Genomic DNA, 14,723 nt, shown 5'->3' on the forward strand with positions numbered 1-14,723 from the left:
AAATGGGATTACCAGTTACAGTTTATCGCTACACAGACCCAGGTGCGCCACAGTTGGTTAATGCCACCCCCTCAGAGTGGATTAATATCCTAAAAAAAGTGCTGGTTGAGGGTTATGGCAATAAAGCCCCGCTAGGCTGGACTCTTGAATTCGAGAATGCCGCAGCGTTTAAGGTGGCATTTAGAAACTCACTCGCGAATGGTGGCTCAGGGGGCTATTTTCAATTTTGGTCAGCTAATGGTGGTAATACTTCGCAGCAAGGTTGTTATATAAAATGTGCAGGGGATATGTCTGCTATAGATGTGTTTTCTAAAGCTTGTGGTCTTAGAGCTGCAACACTTTCAAACTCTGGTAAAGGGTGGGAAATTATAGGTACATCAAGGGGATTCTACCTAATGCAGCATCGGACTGATTCACCAAAGATGCTTGTTGCTGCTAACACTATCTTTTGGTGTTACTTCATTGGTGATATTCATAGTTTTTATTCTAATGATATCAACTGTTTTTCACTTATTTCAGGTAATAACACCGCTGGTGATTTACCTTCAACACCTGCAGGTAGTGTCATTGGTTGGACTACGACACTTTCTGCCCAGTTATATGCGGTTGATGGTGTCAATACTAGCCGAATGTATTCAATGACTCTTCCGTTTATCAATACAAGCTCACCAGCTGCACCATTTCTTAACGATGCAGAGGTGTCGAACTTACAACATAATTTTGTTATGCCGTATTTAGAGATTGCATACAACAGCAATGATGCAAGTGGAATTCCTGCAAATATCAGCACGTCATTACCAGTTTGTCGAGGGACAGCACCAGGGATGAAGGTTTCCTCATTTGTTGGCTACGGTAATAACAACTGGCCAGTTGATCGAATCTTTGACGGGATAACTTACATTTTACTCAGATCTGTTTACAACAATAAGTTATGGATTAGTACGGGTGACTGGTATGAGTAAATTTATCGATGTAAAACCCGTAAAGTCATCGATTTATCATCAAGCAGTTATAGATATTAAAGTTGATAACAACGCAGAGCGATTAATTGTAATGAATCGCTTAACATGCGAACTTTATTATGTTTTTAATTGCAATCAAGTGAAGAATGTCAAATTAATAATGCCATTGGAACATACAACAAACAATGAGTTATTGGTCGGCATACTCGATGATGACCGCAACTATAACGCTAAATTATTAGATGCTCGGCAAGCCGATTTAATTAACGGCAATCAAGTGACGATTCGCCCATGACAGCCATTGTTATCAATTTTGATAAGCCATGGATTGCCTCAGCCTCACCTATTGTCATTAGCTTTACCGATGAACCCACGCCAGAGATACCAGAGGTACCCATTAGCCCAGGTACCATTGGTATAATGTGCGGCATAGGTATTGCGATTGCGCCGAGTGTTGCACAGCAGCTAACCATTAAAGAAGCCACCCAAAGCCATGCCACACAATTAACGTCACAATGGCAAGTCGGCCATGTGACGCAAATCGTGACGGCCAAGTGGCAAGCTAAGGCATTAATGGGCATTACCGCCTCAGTGGTTTGGCGCTGGAATAACCTAGTACCATGTAAAGCTGATTTGCTTTGGTTGGTGCCGCAGTTACATAGTGTGCAAGCCAATAGCCTATGGCTATCGCCAGAATCCGTGTCATCAAGGGTTGAAATTCTATGGCGGCAACCAGAGGCTACCACGCAGATTATCACGCTGGGTTTAAGGCAAGGTGAGTTAGTCGCGACTGAGGTTAAGCTTGCCCACTCGAATATTCGTGCTGCAGGCGATATGAAAGAAATAGCATGGGGGCCACATGCTGCGCGGTGGGTGTGCTCGAGTAAGTATCGACCACCCAAAGGCAAGATCACCATTAACTTTAGCGATCCTTGGGTAAATGCAGCCAGCCCGATTGTGATCAACTTTACCCCTTCACCAAATATTTGTTACTGGGACGATGGCGGCGGCCTGATAGGCACAAATCCATCGTTACCCACCATTGATTTTAAGATCCCTATCGAACCGCAAATCAGAAGGAGTTACCTCATGCAGCCTCAAATCAGTTGTGTTCGTGTGAGTGACGGCGTTGCTGTGGTGCTCAAATCAGTATCCATTTCTCAATCCCGTTCGCAATGGGCCAGTAGCGGAAACTTAGCGTTTTCATCCCGTATTGATGCCGAGCGTGCCGCTAATGAATTACTGAAAATAAGCATTAATGGCTATGACTTTTACCTGCTTTGTGAGTCTCCCAGCGAGTCAAAAGCCTTTGGCAAAACCAGTTATAGCGCGACAGGTCGAGGCCGCTTAGCCACACTCGCCAGCCCGAACCGAAAGGCCATCAACTATGTGAACGTGGTAGCCCGCAGCTTTATTGGTTTGATGGCCGATATTGTGGCCAATACTGGGTGGACTGTCGCCAGTAAAATTAGTGATTACCCTGTACCCGCAAACGCCTTTAGCTATGCCGCTAAAACACCCGCTGAAGCGATTAACATGATGGCAAATAGCATTGGGGCCATGCTCGATGTGAACGATGAAACTCAGACTATAACTGTGATCCCGCAGTGGCCAGTCGTGCCTTGGAATACCGCAAGCGCAATTCCCGATGTGATTTTGCATGATGGAGTGATCCTCGAATTTAACGAGCGTATCGACATTCGTCCCGATGCTAATGCGGTGTTTGTACGTGGTGAACAGCAAGGCGTGGCGGTGAAAGTGAAACGTTTCGGGACCGCTGGTGACAACTTTGCTGGTGATATAGTGGATAAGTTAATCACTGATAATCAAGCCGCAAGAATGCGCGCAACGGCCGAATTAGCCAACGCAGGTAATAAGGTGCAAAACAGCATTCGCGCAAAGGTCATGGCGGATTTGCCACCCATGCGACCAGGCATGTTAATTGGGGTTCGCAAAGGTGCCGAGGTGTTTAAGTCAGTGTGTGAAAGCTTCAGCATAAGCGGCAGCGTTAATGAGTCAACGGGGATGGTTACAGTGAATCAGACCGTGACGCTATTGCGTAATGAGGTGGCTGCATGAGCAACATCTATCAACGCTTAGCGAACTTAAACCCTAAGCCCCAGCGCAGTGTTGCCACTGTGATTAACGTGACGAATGGCACCACGACAGTACAGCACGCCGATGGCAGTTATCAGACCGTTTTGGGTGACTCAGTTGCCAGCGGGAAAGTGTATATCGTCGATGGTCAGATCCAAGGTCAAGCCGCCGACCTGACGTATGTTGAATTAGAGATTTGATAAAAGAGAGCGGTCTAGCAATGCTACCAACACTGCTAGACCGTCAACACACAGGATAACACCCTGTGAGCCAACCAAGGCTCCCTCACCGCGTCGACACGGCGAACCGAGCCTAGCATAAAAAATCCTAAAAAAGGAGGCTCACATGCCAAAACCGATTATCCCTTGGATGGGCGGTAAGCGTAGATTAGTTAAGCAGATTTTACCGATATTCCCTGAACACCATACCTATGTCGAACCCTTCTGCGGCGGTGCTGCAATGTTCTTTAGCAAGGATGAGGCGAGGGTGGAAGTGGTCAATGATATGAATGGCGATCTCGTCAATCTTTATCGGGTGATTAAACACCATTTAGAAGAGTTTATAAGGCACTTTAAATGGGCTTTAATTAGTCGTGAAGAGTTTCTATGGCAGAAGAATACTAATCCAGAAACACTTACCGATATTCAGCGAGCGAGTCGCTTCTACTATCTGCAAAAGCTGGCGTTTGGCGGGAAAGTATCAGGTCAGAATTTTGGATGTTCAGCGTCTCGACCCGCTGGTTTGAACTTGTTAAGGATTGAGGAAGATCTCAGCGTTGCTCACCTACGCTTGGCAAGAACCTATATCGAGCGCTTGGACTGGGCTGAGTGCGTAAGACGATACGATAAGCCAGAAACCTTGTTCTATTTAGACCCGCCTTACTGGAGTACGGCAGGCTATGGTGTAGAGTTTGGACTAGAACAATATGCCTTGATGGCCGAGCTTGCGAAGACAATCAAAGGCAAGATGGTGATCAGTGTGAATGACATACCAGAGATGCGCGAGGCATTCGCTGGGCTACAAATGAAGACTCTGGGAATACGTTACACGGTAGGAGGCTCAAAACGCTCTGGAGAGCAGCAAGAACTGCTCATTTGGAACTGGTAGACCAACGTATTAACTAAGTAGAAAAGACTCAATAGCCCTCGATTTAGGGGGCTTATTGAGAAGTTTATCAAATTGAGTGAACCCATATTTATCAGACTAAGTGAACCAACGAGTAATTGATTAATCGCTAATTTTCAATTTAGGTGAATTCGTTTATCAAATCTCGTGGCGCGCTACAAAATTGATACAAGTAGCAACATTTATCAAATGTAATTAAATTACTAAATGCCGAGAGACGGTTGTTAAGACACATGACAGCCTCCAATCCCGCGTAGTTTCTAGGTTATTTCGACTTATCAACAAAATCTGTGGATAACCCTGTGAGTTGTCCTAAAAAATGGCCGCCAAAGCCTTGGGGTATGGGCGACGGACTTAAAATGCACTATTTTGGGGTTCAAAAATAAATTTAAGTATTATCAAATGCATACTAAAAGCAAGTGGTTTTTGTTGAGGGTGAAAACAAGGTTGCAATTTTGTAATCGAACGAAATTGATTTCTTGTGTATTAAATTGGCATTTTTGCTTAGTTTGCGGGTGTTTTGTGAGCAAAAAACGCTGAAAACGCCTTAGTTTAAAAGTTTCATGTTTCTTCCTTTAAATTGTCATCTTGCGGTTTTAGATCGTATTGATATGACGACAGGAAGGATAACTGTGGAGCTTAGTCGGTGACTTGATTAGAATGGGGCGACTCACTAAAAGGATATGTGCGCGTGTCAGAATCTGTTTTTCAGCTTGAATCGCAATTCGCCCCCGCAGGCGACCAACCTACAGCGATTGCCAAATTAGTCGATGGACTCGAAGCGGGTCTGGCCTGCCAAACCTTACTCGGGGTGACGGGCTCAGGTAAAACCTTCACGATTGCCAATGTGATCCAAAAGTTAGGTCGGCCCACGATTATCATGGCGCCTAATAAAACCTTGGCGGCGCAGCTTTATGGCGAGATGAAAGAGTTCTTTCCCCATAATGCGGTCGAGTATTTCGTTTCTTACTACGATTACTACCAGCCCGAAGCCTATGTACCTGCGTCAAATACCTTTATCGAAAAGGACGCTTCGGTTAATGCTCACATTGAGCAGATGCGCTTATCCGCCACTAAGGCGCTGTTAGAGCGTAAGGATGTGGTGCTGATTGCTTCGGTGTCGGCTATTTATGGCTTGGGCGATCCCGATTCCTATTTAAAAATGTTGCTGCATCTACGCCAAGGCGATGTGATGGGGCAGCGTGACATCTTAATTCGTCTCAGTGAATTGCAGTACAAGCGCAATGATATTGAGCTACAACGTGGTACTTATCGTGTGCGCGGTGAAGTGATTGATATTTTCCCCGCCGATTCTGAGCGTAATGCCATTCGAGTCGAGTTGTTCGACGATGAGATTGAACGCTTAAGTGAGTTTGACCCGTTAACGGGCCATATTATTAAACGTATCGCCCGTACGACGGTTTACCCTAAGACTCACTATGTCACGCCGCGGGAAAAAATCATCGCTGCCACTGAGTTTATTAAAGAAGAACTGCGTGAGCGTAAGCAATATCTACTCGATAACAACAAGTTAATTGAAGCCCAGCGTATCCATGAGCGGGTGCAATACGATGTGGAAATGATGGTGGAGTTGGGTTATTGCTCTGGCATCGAAAACTACTCGCGCTATTTGTCTGGCCGCGCACCGGGGGAAGGGCCACCAACCTTGCTCGACTATTTGCCTGCCGACGGCTTATTAATTATCGATGAATCCCATGTGACTGTGCCGCAAATCGGCGCTATGTACAAAGGTGACCGTTCCCGTAAAACCACACTTGTGGAATACGGTTTCCGCTTACCATCCGCCTTGGATAACCGGCCGCTCAAGTTTGAAGAGTTTGAGCAATTGATGCCGCAAACTATCTATGTGTCGGCAACACCGAGTGCCTACGAGCTGGAAAAGAGCGAAGGCGAAATTGCTGAGCAGGTCGTGCGGCCAACGGGATTACTCGATCCTGAATTAGAAGTGCGCCCCGTTGGGACCCAAGTGGACGATTTATTGTCTGAAATCGCCAAGCGAGTGGCCGTCAATGAGCGGGTGTTAGTGACGACGCTGACTAAGCGTATGTCGGAGGATTTGACCGAATACCTCGACGAACATGGCGTAAAAGTGCGTTATCTGCATTCGGACATTGACACTGTCGAACGGGTTGAGATCATCCGCGATCTGCGTTTAGGTAAGTTTGATGTGTTGGTTGGGATCAACTTATTGCGCGAAGGCTTAGATATGCCTGAAGTGTCATTGGTGTGTATTTTAGATGCCGATAAAGAGGGCTTCTTGCGCTCTGAACGCTCGCTCATCCAAACGATTGGCCGCGCGGCGCGTAACGTCAATGGTAAAGTGATCCTCTATGCCGATCGCATCACCAATTCGATGGAGAAAGCGATAGGTGAAACTGACCGACGTCGTGAACGTCAGCGGGCGCACAACTTAAAACACGGTATCACGCCTAAGGGCGTCGTTAAACGGATCACCGATGTGATGGATGTGGATGATGGCCGCGACAGTAAAGCTGTGTATGGCAAAGTGGCTGAGCCTAAGTCCCATTACCATAAAGCCGATGCAGCAGAGTTGAGCCATCAAATCGATCAGCTTGAGAAGAAGATGCATGAACATGCGCGCAACTTAGAGTTTGAACAAGCGGCGGCCATGCGTGATGAAGTCAAGCACCTGCGGGACCTGTTAATCAAAGCCTAGATTTATTCTTGCGCTCAGCATTAAAAAAGCCGTCCAGCAATCATGCTGCGACGGCTTTTTAATATCTTGACTTGGATTAAGCAGGGACTTTTGATTGGCTCATTTTTAGCTTGATAAACACCGCTAAAGCGCAAATCAGCCCGCAGATTAAGCCGACCAAATGCGCCTCGGTTGCTACGCGCGCACCTATCATGGCGGTGACATCACTGCTGGCACCATAAAGCTGTTCGTAACCGACCTTTATGATAACGCCAACGAGCAGCAGATAGCCTGAGCGCAGCTTACAGACAATATCCTGCACTGCGCCGTAGGCGAACAAGCCATGCAACATACCACTTAAGCCGACATAACCAAGCAATTGCGGATAGCCTAAATACAAGCCTATACCTTCAAGTAAACATAACACGAAAAATAGTGCACTTAAGCCTTTGAGATGATAATGAAAATGGTGCAAAAATAGCACCACCCACAGCCCTGCAAGGTTCATCAATAGATGCCATTGATTCGTGTGCAGTAAATTTCCACTGATTAATCGCCACCATTCACCCTCACTAATTGCACTGCGACGATAGGCGAGTAGGTTATCGACAGCGGGGCTCGCTAAGCCTGCGGCATACAAACCCGCACAGATCAGACTCACCATCAGCGCAACCCAATAGGGACTGCGTGTCATGCTTTTGGCTCGCTGGCGTCAAGCTCAGCCATAACCGCCGCTTTATTCTGTAGATAGTCGTCTAATCCACGTTTGCGAAGATGACAGGCAGGGCAATCACCACAGCCATCGCCAATCACGCCGTTATAACAGGTGAGAGTATGGTGGCGAACCAGATCAAGTTGCTGATATTTATCCGCCAGTGCCCAGGTTTGCGCCTTATTGAGCCACATTAAAGGCGTGATGATTTTTAGTTGTTTATCCATGCCTTGAACTAAGGCGGATTCCATCGCTTTGACAAAATCGTTACGACAATCAGGGTAGCCTGAAAAATCGGTTTCACACACGCCTGTGATAATCGCCTGCGCTCCTAATTGATAGGCATAAATGCCTGCAAGCGTTAAAAATAGAATATTACGGCCGGGCACGAAGGTATTGGGTAAGCCATTTTCCATCAACTCGTGTGAAACGGGTATTGCATCACGGGTGAGGGCTGAAATAGCTAACTCATTGAGTAAGGTGACATCCATGACTTTATGGCTGGTGATCTTCAAGCGTTTTGCTAAGGATTTGGCAACTTCAATTTCTTCGCGGTGGCGTTGACCGTAGTCAAAAGTGATCCCATGTACTTCATCGTACTGGGTTAGGGCTTGAATAAGGCAAGTTGTTGAGTCTTGTCCGCCACTGAATACCACCACTGCTTTGGACACCACTGTTTTTGACACTAAGCTCGTTGACATAAAGGATTTCACTTCACCGTAGAACAGGTATAAATAGGGCGTTAGTGTAACTCAGGCCTTAGGGCTTGCAAACTCTGACTATAGGGTCGAAATAGGCTTTCTCGGCGCAAAAACTTGCAGCTCAAGCTAAAATCCACTATAAATGCCGCCCCAGAAAAGTGGAACGTCAGTATGAATTACCCTGTCAACGAAGTATTTGAAACCATTCAAGGTGAAGGTGTCTTTACCGGAGTGCCCGCCATATTTGTCCGCCTACAAGGTTGTCCCGTGGGATGTGCTTGGTGCGATACGAAACAGACATGGGATGTGCTTGAAGCCAATAAGGTCTCGCCAGAGCAAGTGATTACCGTGGACGGCACCATTGGTCGCTGGGCTGATCATACGGCGCAAAGCCTTATCGCTGCCTTTCACGCCAAAGGTTTTACTGCGCGGCATATCGTGATCACCGGCGGTGAGCCTTGTATGTACGATTTACGCGAATTAACCGAGACCTTGCACAGTCAAGGCTTTGCGACTCAAATCGAAACCAGTGGCACCTTCGAAATCAACTGTGCCGATGACACTTGGGTGACAGTATCACCCAAGGTGAACATGAAAGGGGGCTATCAGGTATTAGCACAGGCGCTGAATCGCGCCAATGAGATTAAGCATCCTATCGCCACTGAAAATCACATCGATGAACTTGACGAGTTACTGCAAGACATCGATATTTCAGCTAAAACGATTTGCCTGCAGCCGATTAGTCAAAAGCCGCGGGCGACCGAATTAGCCATGAAAGTGTGTATCGCCCGTAATTGGCGCTTATCGATCCAGACCCATAAGTATTTGAATATTGATTAATGCTAATCTGCAAAGCATAAAAAACGCCTCACAGTTGTGGGGCGTTTTTTATGGTGGATGTTTTGTGGATTCTAAACCTAACGACTTAATACAGTTGCTTAATCAAGCTCACTTAACTGGCCGAAATGATTAAATGCTGCAAGTTGGCGCTGATAGGGCGCAATATCGCCGATGTTAGCTGTAATCCAATCTGTATCGTAATAAGTATCAAGGTAACGCTCACCCGAGTCACAAATGAGGGTCACTATTGAGCCTTGCTCTCCACGCGCTTGCATTTGTACTGCAAGTTGCAATGCGCCGTACAGGTTGGTTCCTGTGGATGCGCCGGTTTTACGGCCAATCAATTGTTCTAACCAATGAATCGTCGCCACTGATGCGGCGTCGGGAATTTGCAGCATAGTATCGACAACTCCAGGAATAAACGATGGCTCGACTCTCGGTCGACCTATGCCTTCAATCTTACTGCCATTGCAACAGGTTAAGCTGGCATCGCCGCTCTGATAGAAATCAAAAAAAACGGAGTTTTGCGGGTCGACCACGCAAAGTTGTGTTGCCAACCTCTGATAGCGAATGTAGCGGCCTATGGTCGCCGATGTGCCGCCAGTGCCTGGGCTCATCACTATCCAGCGCGGGATTGTGTGTGGCTCGCGCTCCATCTGATTGAAGATAGAGTTGGCTATGTTGTTATTACCACGCCAGTCGGTTGCACGCTCGGCGTAGGTGAATTGATCCATATAATGGCCGCCTAGATCTGCGGCAAGGCGCGCCGATTCGGCGTAAATTTCACTGGAATGTGTGACAAAATGACATTGACCGCCATAGAAAGTGATCTGCTCAATCTTCTTTTTAGCCGTGCTTTTGGGCATCACGGCAATAAAAGGTAAACCGAGTAAACGGGCAAAATAGGCTTCAGAAATCGCTGTGCTGCCCGATGAGGATTCGATAATCGGCGTGCCTTGCTTAATCCAGCCGTTACACAGGGCATAGAGGAAGAGTGAGCGGGCGAGGCGATGCTTTAAGCTGCCTGTCGGGTGGGTACTTTCATCTTTGAGATAAATATCTATGCCATCGAGCATAGGTAATTCAAGCTTAATCAAGTGGGTATCGGCGCTGCGCTGAAAATCCGCTTCAATCTTGCCTATCGCGTTGGCTTCCCATGTTGGGCAGAGTCTGTGAGAATCCACTGGTGGTTGAATCGTGTTAGAAATCATAGTCGTCACATCGAAAGGGATCATTTTCAGAGCATATCACAGGGACGGGCAAAGCGGTTTTATTGGATGAGCTTGAAGTCATTCGCTTAAAGTCGAGCACGACGTAATTGAAATCAAAAACAAATATCGCTCACCAAGAGGTTTACTTAATATAGAAATGCCAAGAATTTAATTAGATTAAGCTGGAACAGTCAGATTAAGTTGGAACAGGCTAAGCGGAAGTGGAACAAGAAGAATATGCGAGGGTGAAAGAAATGGTGGAGGGAGAAGGATTCGAACCTTCGAAGGCTGAGCCGTCAGATTTACAGTCTGATCCCTTTGGCCACTCGGGAACCCCTCCACAAACTTTCTTTTTAGCTTTACAACTGACTTTTAAAATTGTCTTTCAAAACATCATCAATAACGGACTTGTTTATCAAGACAAAACTAAACATTGGCCATGTTTAGTCTTTGAAAATGATTATCTGCGTTAGAGATAAAGATGGTGGAGGGAGAAGGATTCGAACCTTCGAAGGCTGAGCCGTCAGATTTACAGTCTGATCCCTTTGGCCACTCGGGAACCCCTCCACGAATACCTTTAACGCTTTTGTAAAACTCTACATCATTTTCGAACAACACGATAAAACTTGCAGTGCAAATGGTGGAGGGAGAAGGATTCGAACCTTCGAAGGCTGAGCCGTCAGATTTACAGTCTGATCCCTTTGGCCACTCGGGAACCCCTCCTCAATTGCGGCCGCCATAGTAGTCAGAAACCTTTTCCATGTAAATACCCAATTTAAAAATATTCCTAAAGTTATGTATCAAATGGTCGATTAACTAACAACGAATTGTTTTGACGATGTTTTTTTATGCAAATTGATGTTCCTTTAGTCAACGAAGCCCAAATTGGCACCCGCTTAAACGCGGCGATAGAAAACGACAGACGGGGCGAATTCGCCCTGTTGCTGTCGTTACTGTCGGTTGACGCACGGGACATGGCACAATTCCAATGGCAAAATGAACTCGATATGGCGCAAAAATTACAACGCCAATTTGAATTGCCACCGCAGCAAAGTTTAATGGCGGATTTATCGTCTGCTGAGCCTGTGGTTGATAACAGCAGTATTTTTATGGCTCAAGGTCCACGTGCGTTTCAATTACAACAAGCATTGCGACCGGAAGCCTTAGTCATCCGTGGCGGCGAGTCAGTCGCAATAGCAGAAGCGTTAAGTAACTGTGACCATGTGACTCAGCTGAGGCAAAGGGGCCAATTAACCGCACCCAAAGTCGAGATCATGCACTTTGCTGATCAATTGGCAATCCAACGTAATCTTGTGCCTTTGCTCGCCTCAGCCTAAGGCCGTCTTCCCGCAAGTGATCTTCAATACCCATCAGGTCAATCTGATCCATTTCGATAAATAAGCGTGAGCTAAAGCCAGTTATCTTGAAGCTTAATTACCTATAATTCGTATTAACCTATCGAGTTAAAATTTACCGCGTTAAAAATTTAACGAGCATATTTTAGTGATGCCGTTAATCAGTCGCTCTATACATTAAGGAATACAGATGAAAGGCATAATAGAAGCACAGAGCCCGACAGTGAATGACACTTGCACCGATTGCGGCAGCTTTGTCGATATCGGCGCCGTTATTGATGAACACGATACGTTATTGACGTTAAATTTTGTTGGCGATAGCGCTCAAGCGGATGCCGAAAGCATGGCAACACGCGCTCAAACTCGATTTGCTGAAGTGCAAACTGAATTTGTGACTAAAGCTGAAGGCGTCGACTTACTGCTGACCTTCAATGTCAGCGCGGAAAAAATGATTTTTCAATTGGAAAACGGCCTGTAATTTTTAGAGCAGCACTTTAGTTTTTAGTCGGTCATAGATGTCACAGAAATCGCGCTAATTGCCTAAAAATGCTGCTATTGTTAGCCAAATTGTAATAAATTGTGCCACATGTTGCTGTGCTTGCAACAGTTAGTGTAATCTGCCTCCAAATAAGAATAATTCAATCAGCTTAATTCTAAATTTCAAGGTAAGTTTGCTAACAGCAAAGACCTTTAGCCCAACACGAAGTTTTGTAGGGAACCAGCGTGAAGCGACGTCAGCATCAGCATTTATTGGAGTCTTTGGTACAGTCAACTGCAAAACAGCAGGGCGATTTCACAAAGACGGCAGAGTTAACCACAGAGTTGTTGTGCCAGAATTTAGCGGTTTCTTTGGTATCAGTGTGGACTTTTTCATCTGATCAACAAACCCAATCACTCGTCGCACAATTTGGTTCTATGATGTTGCAAGACATTCATAGACCTAAGTTATTACAAGATTGTCCCCGGTATGTACACGAGCTCAAAACTCTGCGCCATATCGATGCAGGCAATGCCCTGACCGATCCACGTTTAAGTGAATTGGCTGAGTGCTATTTTATCCCGCGGCAAATCAACTCGAGTCTTGACATCGCCATTCGCATCAATGGTCATCTCGAAGGTGTGCTCTGCATTGAGCGGGCACAATTGACTCCCCACTGGCATGACAGTGAAATTCACCTCGCGTGCCAGATGGCCGACCAATTAGCCCTGACCTTAGCGACAAAGCACAGCTACGATAAAGAAGAAAGCTTGAGTTTATTTCGCTGTGCCACTGAACAATCGCGACAAATCAGTATGTTAATTAATCTGCATACTGAAAAAGTCGAGTATGTGAATCAGGCGCACAGTGAAATCACCGGCATACCCCGTGAGCAGATTATCGGCGCGAATATTCGTGAGTTGGCTTTTTTCAAGCAGCATGCCCAATTAGCCGAGCAAACCCTAGCGCAAATCTTTAGGGGGGAAATTGCCAAAGGCGAAGTGCAGTTTAGTCGTGCCGATGGCAGTCGTTATTGGCTGACTTACGTGCTGAGTCAATTCATTACCGATCGCGGTAATCATTATGCCTTGGTCTCGTGTGAAGAAAATACCGATGAGCATAACTATAAGTCAGAGCTTGAACGGCTTGCTTGGCGTTGTGGATTAACGGGACTACATAACCGTACTCATTTTAATCGAGTCCTTGAACGTACCACGAAGGGACTGTTGTTATTAGTTGATTTAGTGGGATTTAAGCGTTTTAACGATACTTATGGCCATGAAAATGGCGATAGCTTGTTGATAGAAATTGCCCGCCGTTTGAAACATTTTTCTGAGATTAATAAGGCCACCGAAATTGCCCGCGTCGGCAGCGATGAATTTGCAGTGCTATTAACCGATGATAATGCCGTTTACGATCTCGATTATTTTAGTACTCGCCTGTATCAACATCTTGCTATGCCTATTTTAATCGGCCGTGAGCAAGTCGAACCAAAGCCTGCTTTAGCTGTGGTTGATATTGCCTCTGTGGCGAGTTTGTTTGCCCCATTAACCTGTGCCGATATTGCAGTGCAGTATGCCAAAAAGAAAAAAGGCACTGCAATCCAAGTATTTAACAGTAAGTTATTGAGCGCATTTAAAGAGGATGCGCAGATAGAACGTGATTTACACAGTGCGATCCGTGGCCGTCAATTTGAGCTTTATTATCAGCCACTGAGGGATCTTGAGCAGAATACCTATATTGGCGCCGAAGCCTTAATCCGTTGGCACCACCCTAAAAGAGGCGTGTTATTTCCAGCTTCCTTTATTGATATTGCAGAGCAGTCGGGGATGATTAATTCTATCGGCAGTTGGGTTTTAGAGGCCGCATGTCGACAGTTAAACCTATGGCAGCATCATAATGCCGATATGACAATGCATGTGAATGTGTCGGCCCGCCAGTTCTTCAGTGGTAATTTATTCGAGCAAGTGTGGCAGTTGTTGACACGTTATCGCTTGAAACCTAAGACGTTAATCTTAGAGATCACAGAGACTGAATTGATGGGTGATATTCGCCACGCGACCTTGTTATGCCAAGAATTAGCGGAATTAGGCGTAGGGCTCGCGATTGACGATTTTGGGACGGGTTATTGCTCTATGCGTTATTTGAAGCAGTTTCCGATCAGTAAACTTAAGATTGATCGTTCGTTTATTTCAGATCTTACCGTCAGCCGCGAAAGTCGCGAAATTGTGTCAGCCATTATCGCCATGGCGAATGCATTAAATATATCTTTGACGGCAGAAGGGGTTGAAACCCTTGAGCAAGAAGCATTTTTAGCGAAAAGTTTTTGTCATCAGGCACAGGGTTATCTCTATAGTCCTGCATTACGGGAGCCTGAGTTTGCACAATTCATCTTGTCGGCTAAAAGCGCTTCGGTCATAACCCACTAAGTCACAATTATTTCAAATGTGCTGCTCACGATAAAATAAAGGCAACCTAGGTTTGTAATCTAGGTTGCCTTTATTATTCATCTCTGTGCTTGTTCAATCAGCACTATAAACCTTCACCGTAATTCTCCAGTGCAGC

The 14,723-nt window shown here is 45.9% G+C and carries 13 protein-coding genes and 3 tRNA genes; 10 read left to right on the forward strand and 6 right to left on the reverse strand.

All coding sequences use genetic code 11. From position 1 onward, the window contains the following. Positions 1–2 precede the first annotated feature (2 nt). The 6 genes from AAA952_RS09705 to uvrB all read left to right on the forward strand — a co-directional run bounded on the left by AAA952_RS09705 (position 3) and on the right by uvrB (position 6,882). Positions 3–962 (forward strand): hypothetical protein, encoded by a 960-nt coding sequence (locus AAA952_RS09705; protein WP_338256506.1) that lies wholly within the window; start codon positions 3–5, stop codon positions 960–962. Further along, positions 955–1,257 carry a hypothetical protein gene (locus tag AAA952_RS09710; protein WP_338256508.1) on the forward strand — a complete coding sequence of 101 codons (303 nt, stop codon included), beginning with the start codon at positions 955–957 and terminating at the stop codon, positions 1,255–1,257. The genes AAA952_RS09705 and AAA952_RS09710 overlap by 8 nt, the downstream gene beginning before the upstream one ends. After that, entirely contained in the window at positions 1,254–3,041 is a 1,788-nt protein-coding gene (locus AAA952_RS09715) for a hypothetical protein (protein WP_338256510.1), read from the forward strand. The genes AAA952_RS09710 and AAA952_RS09715 overlap by 4 nt, the downstream gene beginning before the upstream one ends. Then, entirely contained in the window at positions 3,038–3,259 is a 222-nt protein-coding gene (locus tag AAA952_RS09720; protein WP_076500504.1) for a hypothetical protein, read from the forward strand. The genes AAA952_RS09715 and AAA952_RS09720 overlap by 4 nt, the downstream gene beginning before the upstream one ends. A 145-nt stretch (positions 3,260–3,404) precedes the next feature. Next, positions 3,405–4,166 (forward strand): DNA adenine methylase, encoded by a 762-nt coding sequence (locus AAA952_RS09725; RefSeq protein WP_168825217.1) that lies wholly within the window; start codon positions 3,405–3,407, stop codon positions 4,164–4,166. A gap of 709 nt (positions 4,167–4,875) precedes the next feature. Beyond that, positions 4,876–6,882 (forward strand): excinuclease ABC subunit UvrB, encoded by a 2,007-nt coding sequence (gene uvrB / locus AAA952_RS09730; protein WP_028760013.1) that lies wholly within the window; start codon positions 4,876–4,878, stop codon positions 6,880–6,882. 76 nt (positions 6,883–6,958) lie between these two features. On the opposite strand, the gene rrtA is transcribed toward uvrB, so the two are convergent. Then, a complete protein-coding gene (gene rrtA, locus AAA952_RS09735) occupies positions 6,959–7,555 on the reverse strand; it encodes a rhombosortase (RefSeq protein ID WP_338256515.1) in 597 nt (198 codons plus the stop codon). After that, positions 7,552–8,274, reverse strand: a complete 723-nt coding sequence (queC, locus tag AAA952_RS09740; protein ID WP_113939679.1) for a 7-cyano-7-deazaguanine synthase QueC — start codon at positions 8,272–8,274, stop codon at positions 7,552–7,554. The genes rrtA and queC overlap by 4 nt, the downstream gene beginning before the upstream one ends. Positions 8,275–8,445: 171 nt before the next feature. Between queC and queE the strand changes: the two genes are divergently transcribed. Continuing rightward, positions 8,446–9,114 carry a 7-carboxy-7-deazaguanine synthase QueE gene (gene queE / locus AAA952_RS09745; RefSeq protein WP_168825223.1) on the forward strand — a complete coding sequence of 223 codons (669 nt, stop codon included), beginning with the start codon at positions 8,446–8,448 and terminating at the stop codon, positions 9,112–9,114. Positions 9,115–9,212: 98 nt separating this feature from the next. Here queE and AAA952_RS09750 read toward each other — a convergent pair whose 3' ends face one another. The 4 genes from AAA952_RS09750 to AAA952_RS09765 form a co-directional block, all read right to left on the reverse strand. Then, positions 9,213–10,349, reverse strand: coding sequence for a PLP-dependent cysteine synthase family protein (locus AAA952_RS09750; RefSeq protein ID WP_338256520.1), 1,137 nt, complete (start codon positions 10,347–10,349; stop codon positions 9,213–9,215). A 231-nt stretch (positions 10,350–10,580) separates the two neighbouring features. Beyond that, positions 10,581–10,665, reverse strand: a tRNA-Tyr gene (locus tag AAA952_RS09755). A gap of 142 nt (positions 10,666–10,807) precedes the next feature. After that, a tRNA-Tyr gene (locus AAA952_RS09760) sits at positions 10,808–10,892 on the reverse strand. Between the two features lie 71 nt (positions 10,893–10,963). Then, positions 10,964–11,048 (reverse strand) — tRNA-Tyr (locus AAA952_RS09765). 125 nt (positions 11,049–11,173) lie between these two features. On the opposite strand from AAA952_RS09765, the gene AAA952_RS09770 reads away from it, so the two are divergent. The 3 genes from AAA952_RS09770 to AAA952_RS09780 all read left to right on the forward strand — a co-directional run bounded on the left by AAA952_RS09770 (position 11,174) and on the right by AAA952_RS09780 (position 14,587). Continuing rightward, positions 11,174–11,662, forward strand: coding sequence for a VC2046/SO_2500 family protein (locus tag AAA952_RS09770; RefSeq protein WP_338256522.1), 489 nt, complete (start codon positions 11,174–11,176; stop codon positions 11,660–11,662). A gap of 208 nt (positions 11,663–11,870) precedes the next feature. Next, positions 11,871–12,158: a DUF406 family protein gene (locus AAA952_RS09775; protein WP_219233569.1), complete on the forward strand. Its 288-nt coding sequence runs from the start codon at positions 11,871–11,873 to the stop codon at positions 12,156–12,158. Between the two features lie 245 nt (positions 12,159–12,403). Beyond that, entirely contained in the window at positions 12,404–14,587 is a 2,184-nt protein-coding gene (locus tag AAA952_RS09780) for a putative bifunctional diguanylate cyclase/phosphodiesterase (RefSeq protein ID WP_338256526.1), read from the forward strand. Positions 14,588–14,723 lie beyond the last annotated feature (136 nt).

The organism is Shewanella sp. M-Br, assembly GCF_036245925.1.
Lineage (GTDB): Bacteria > Pseudomonadota > Gammaproteobacteria > Enterobacterales > Shewanellaceae > Shewanella > Shewanella oncorhynchi.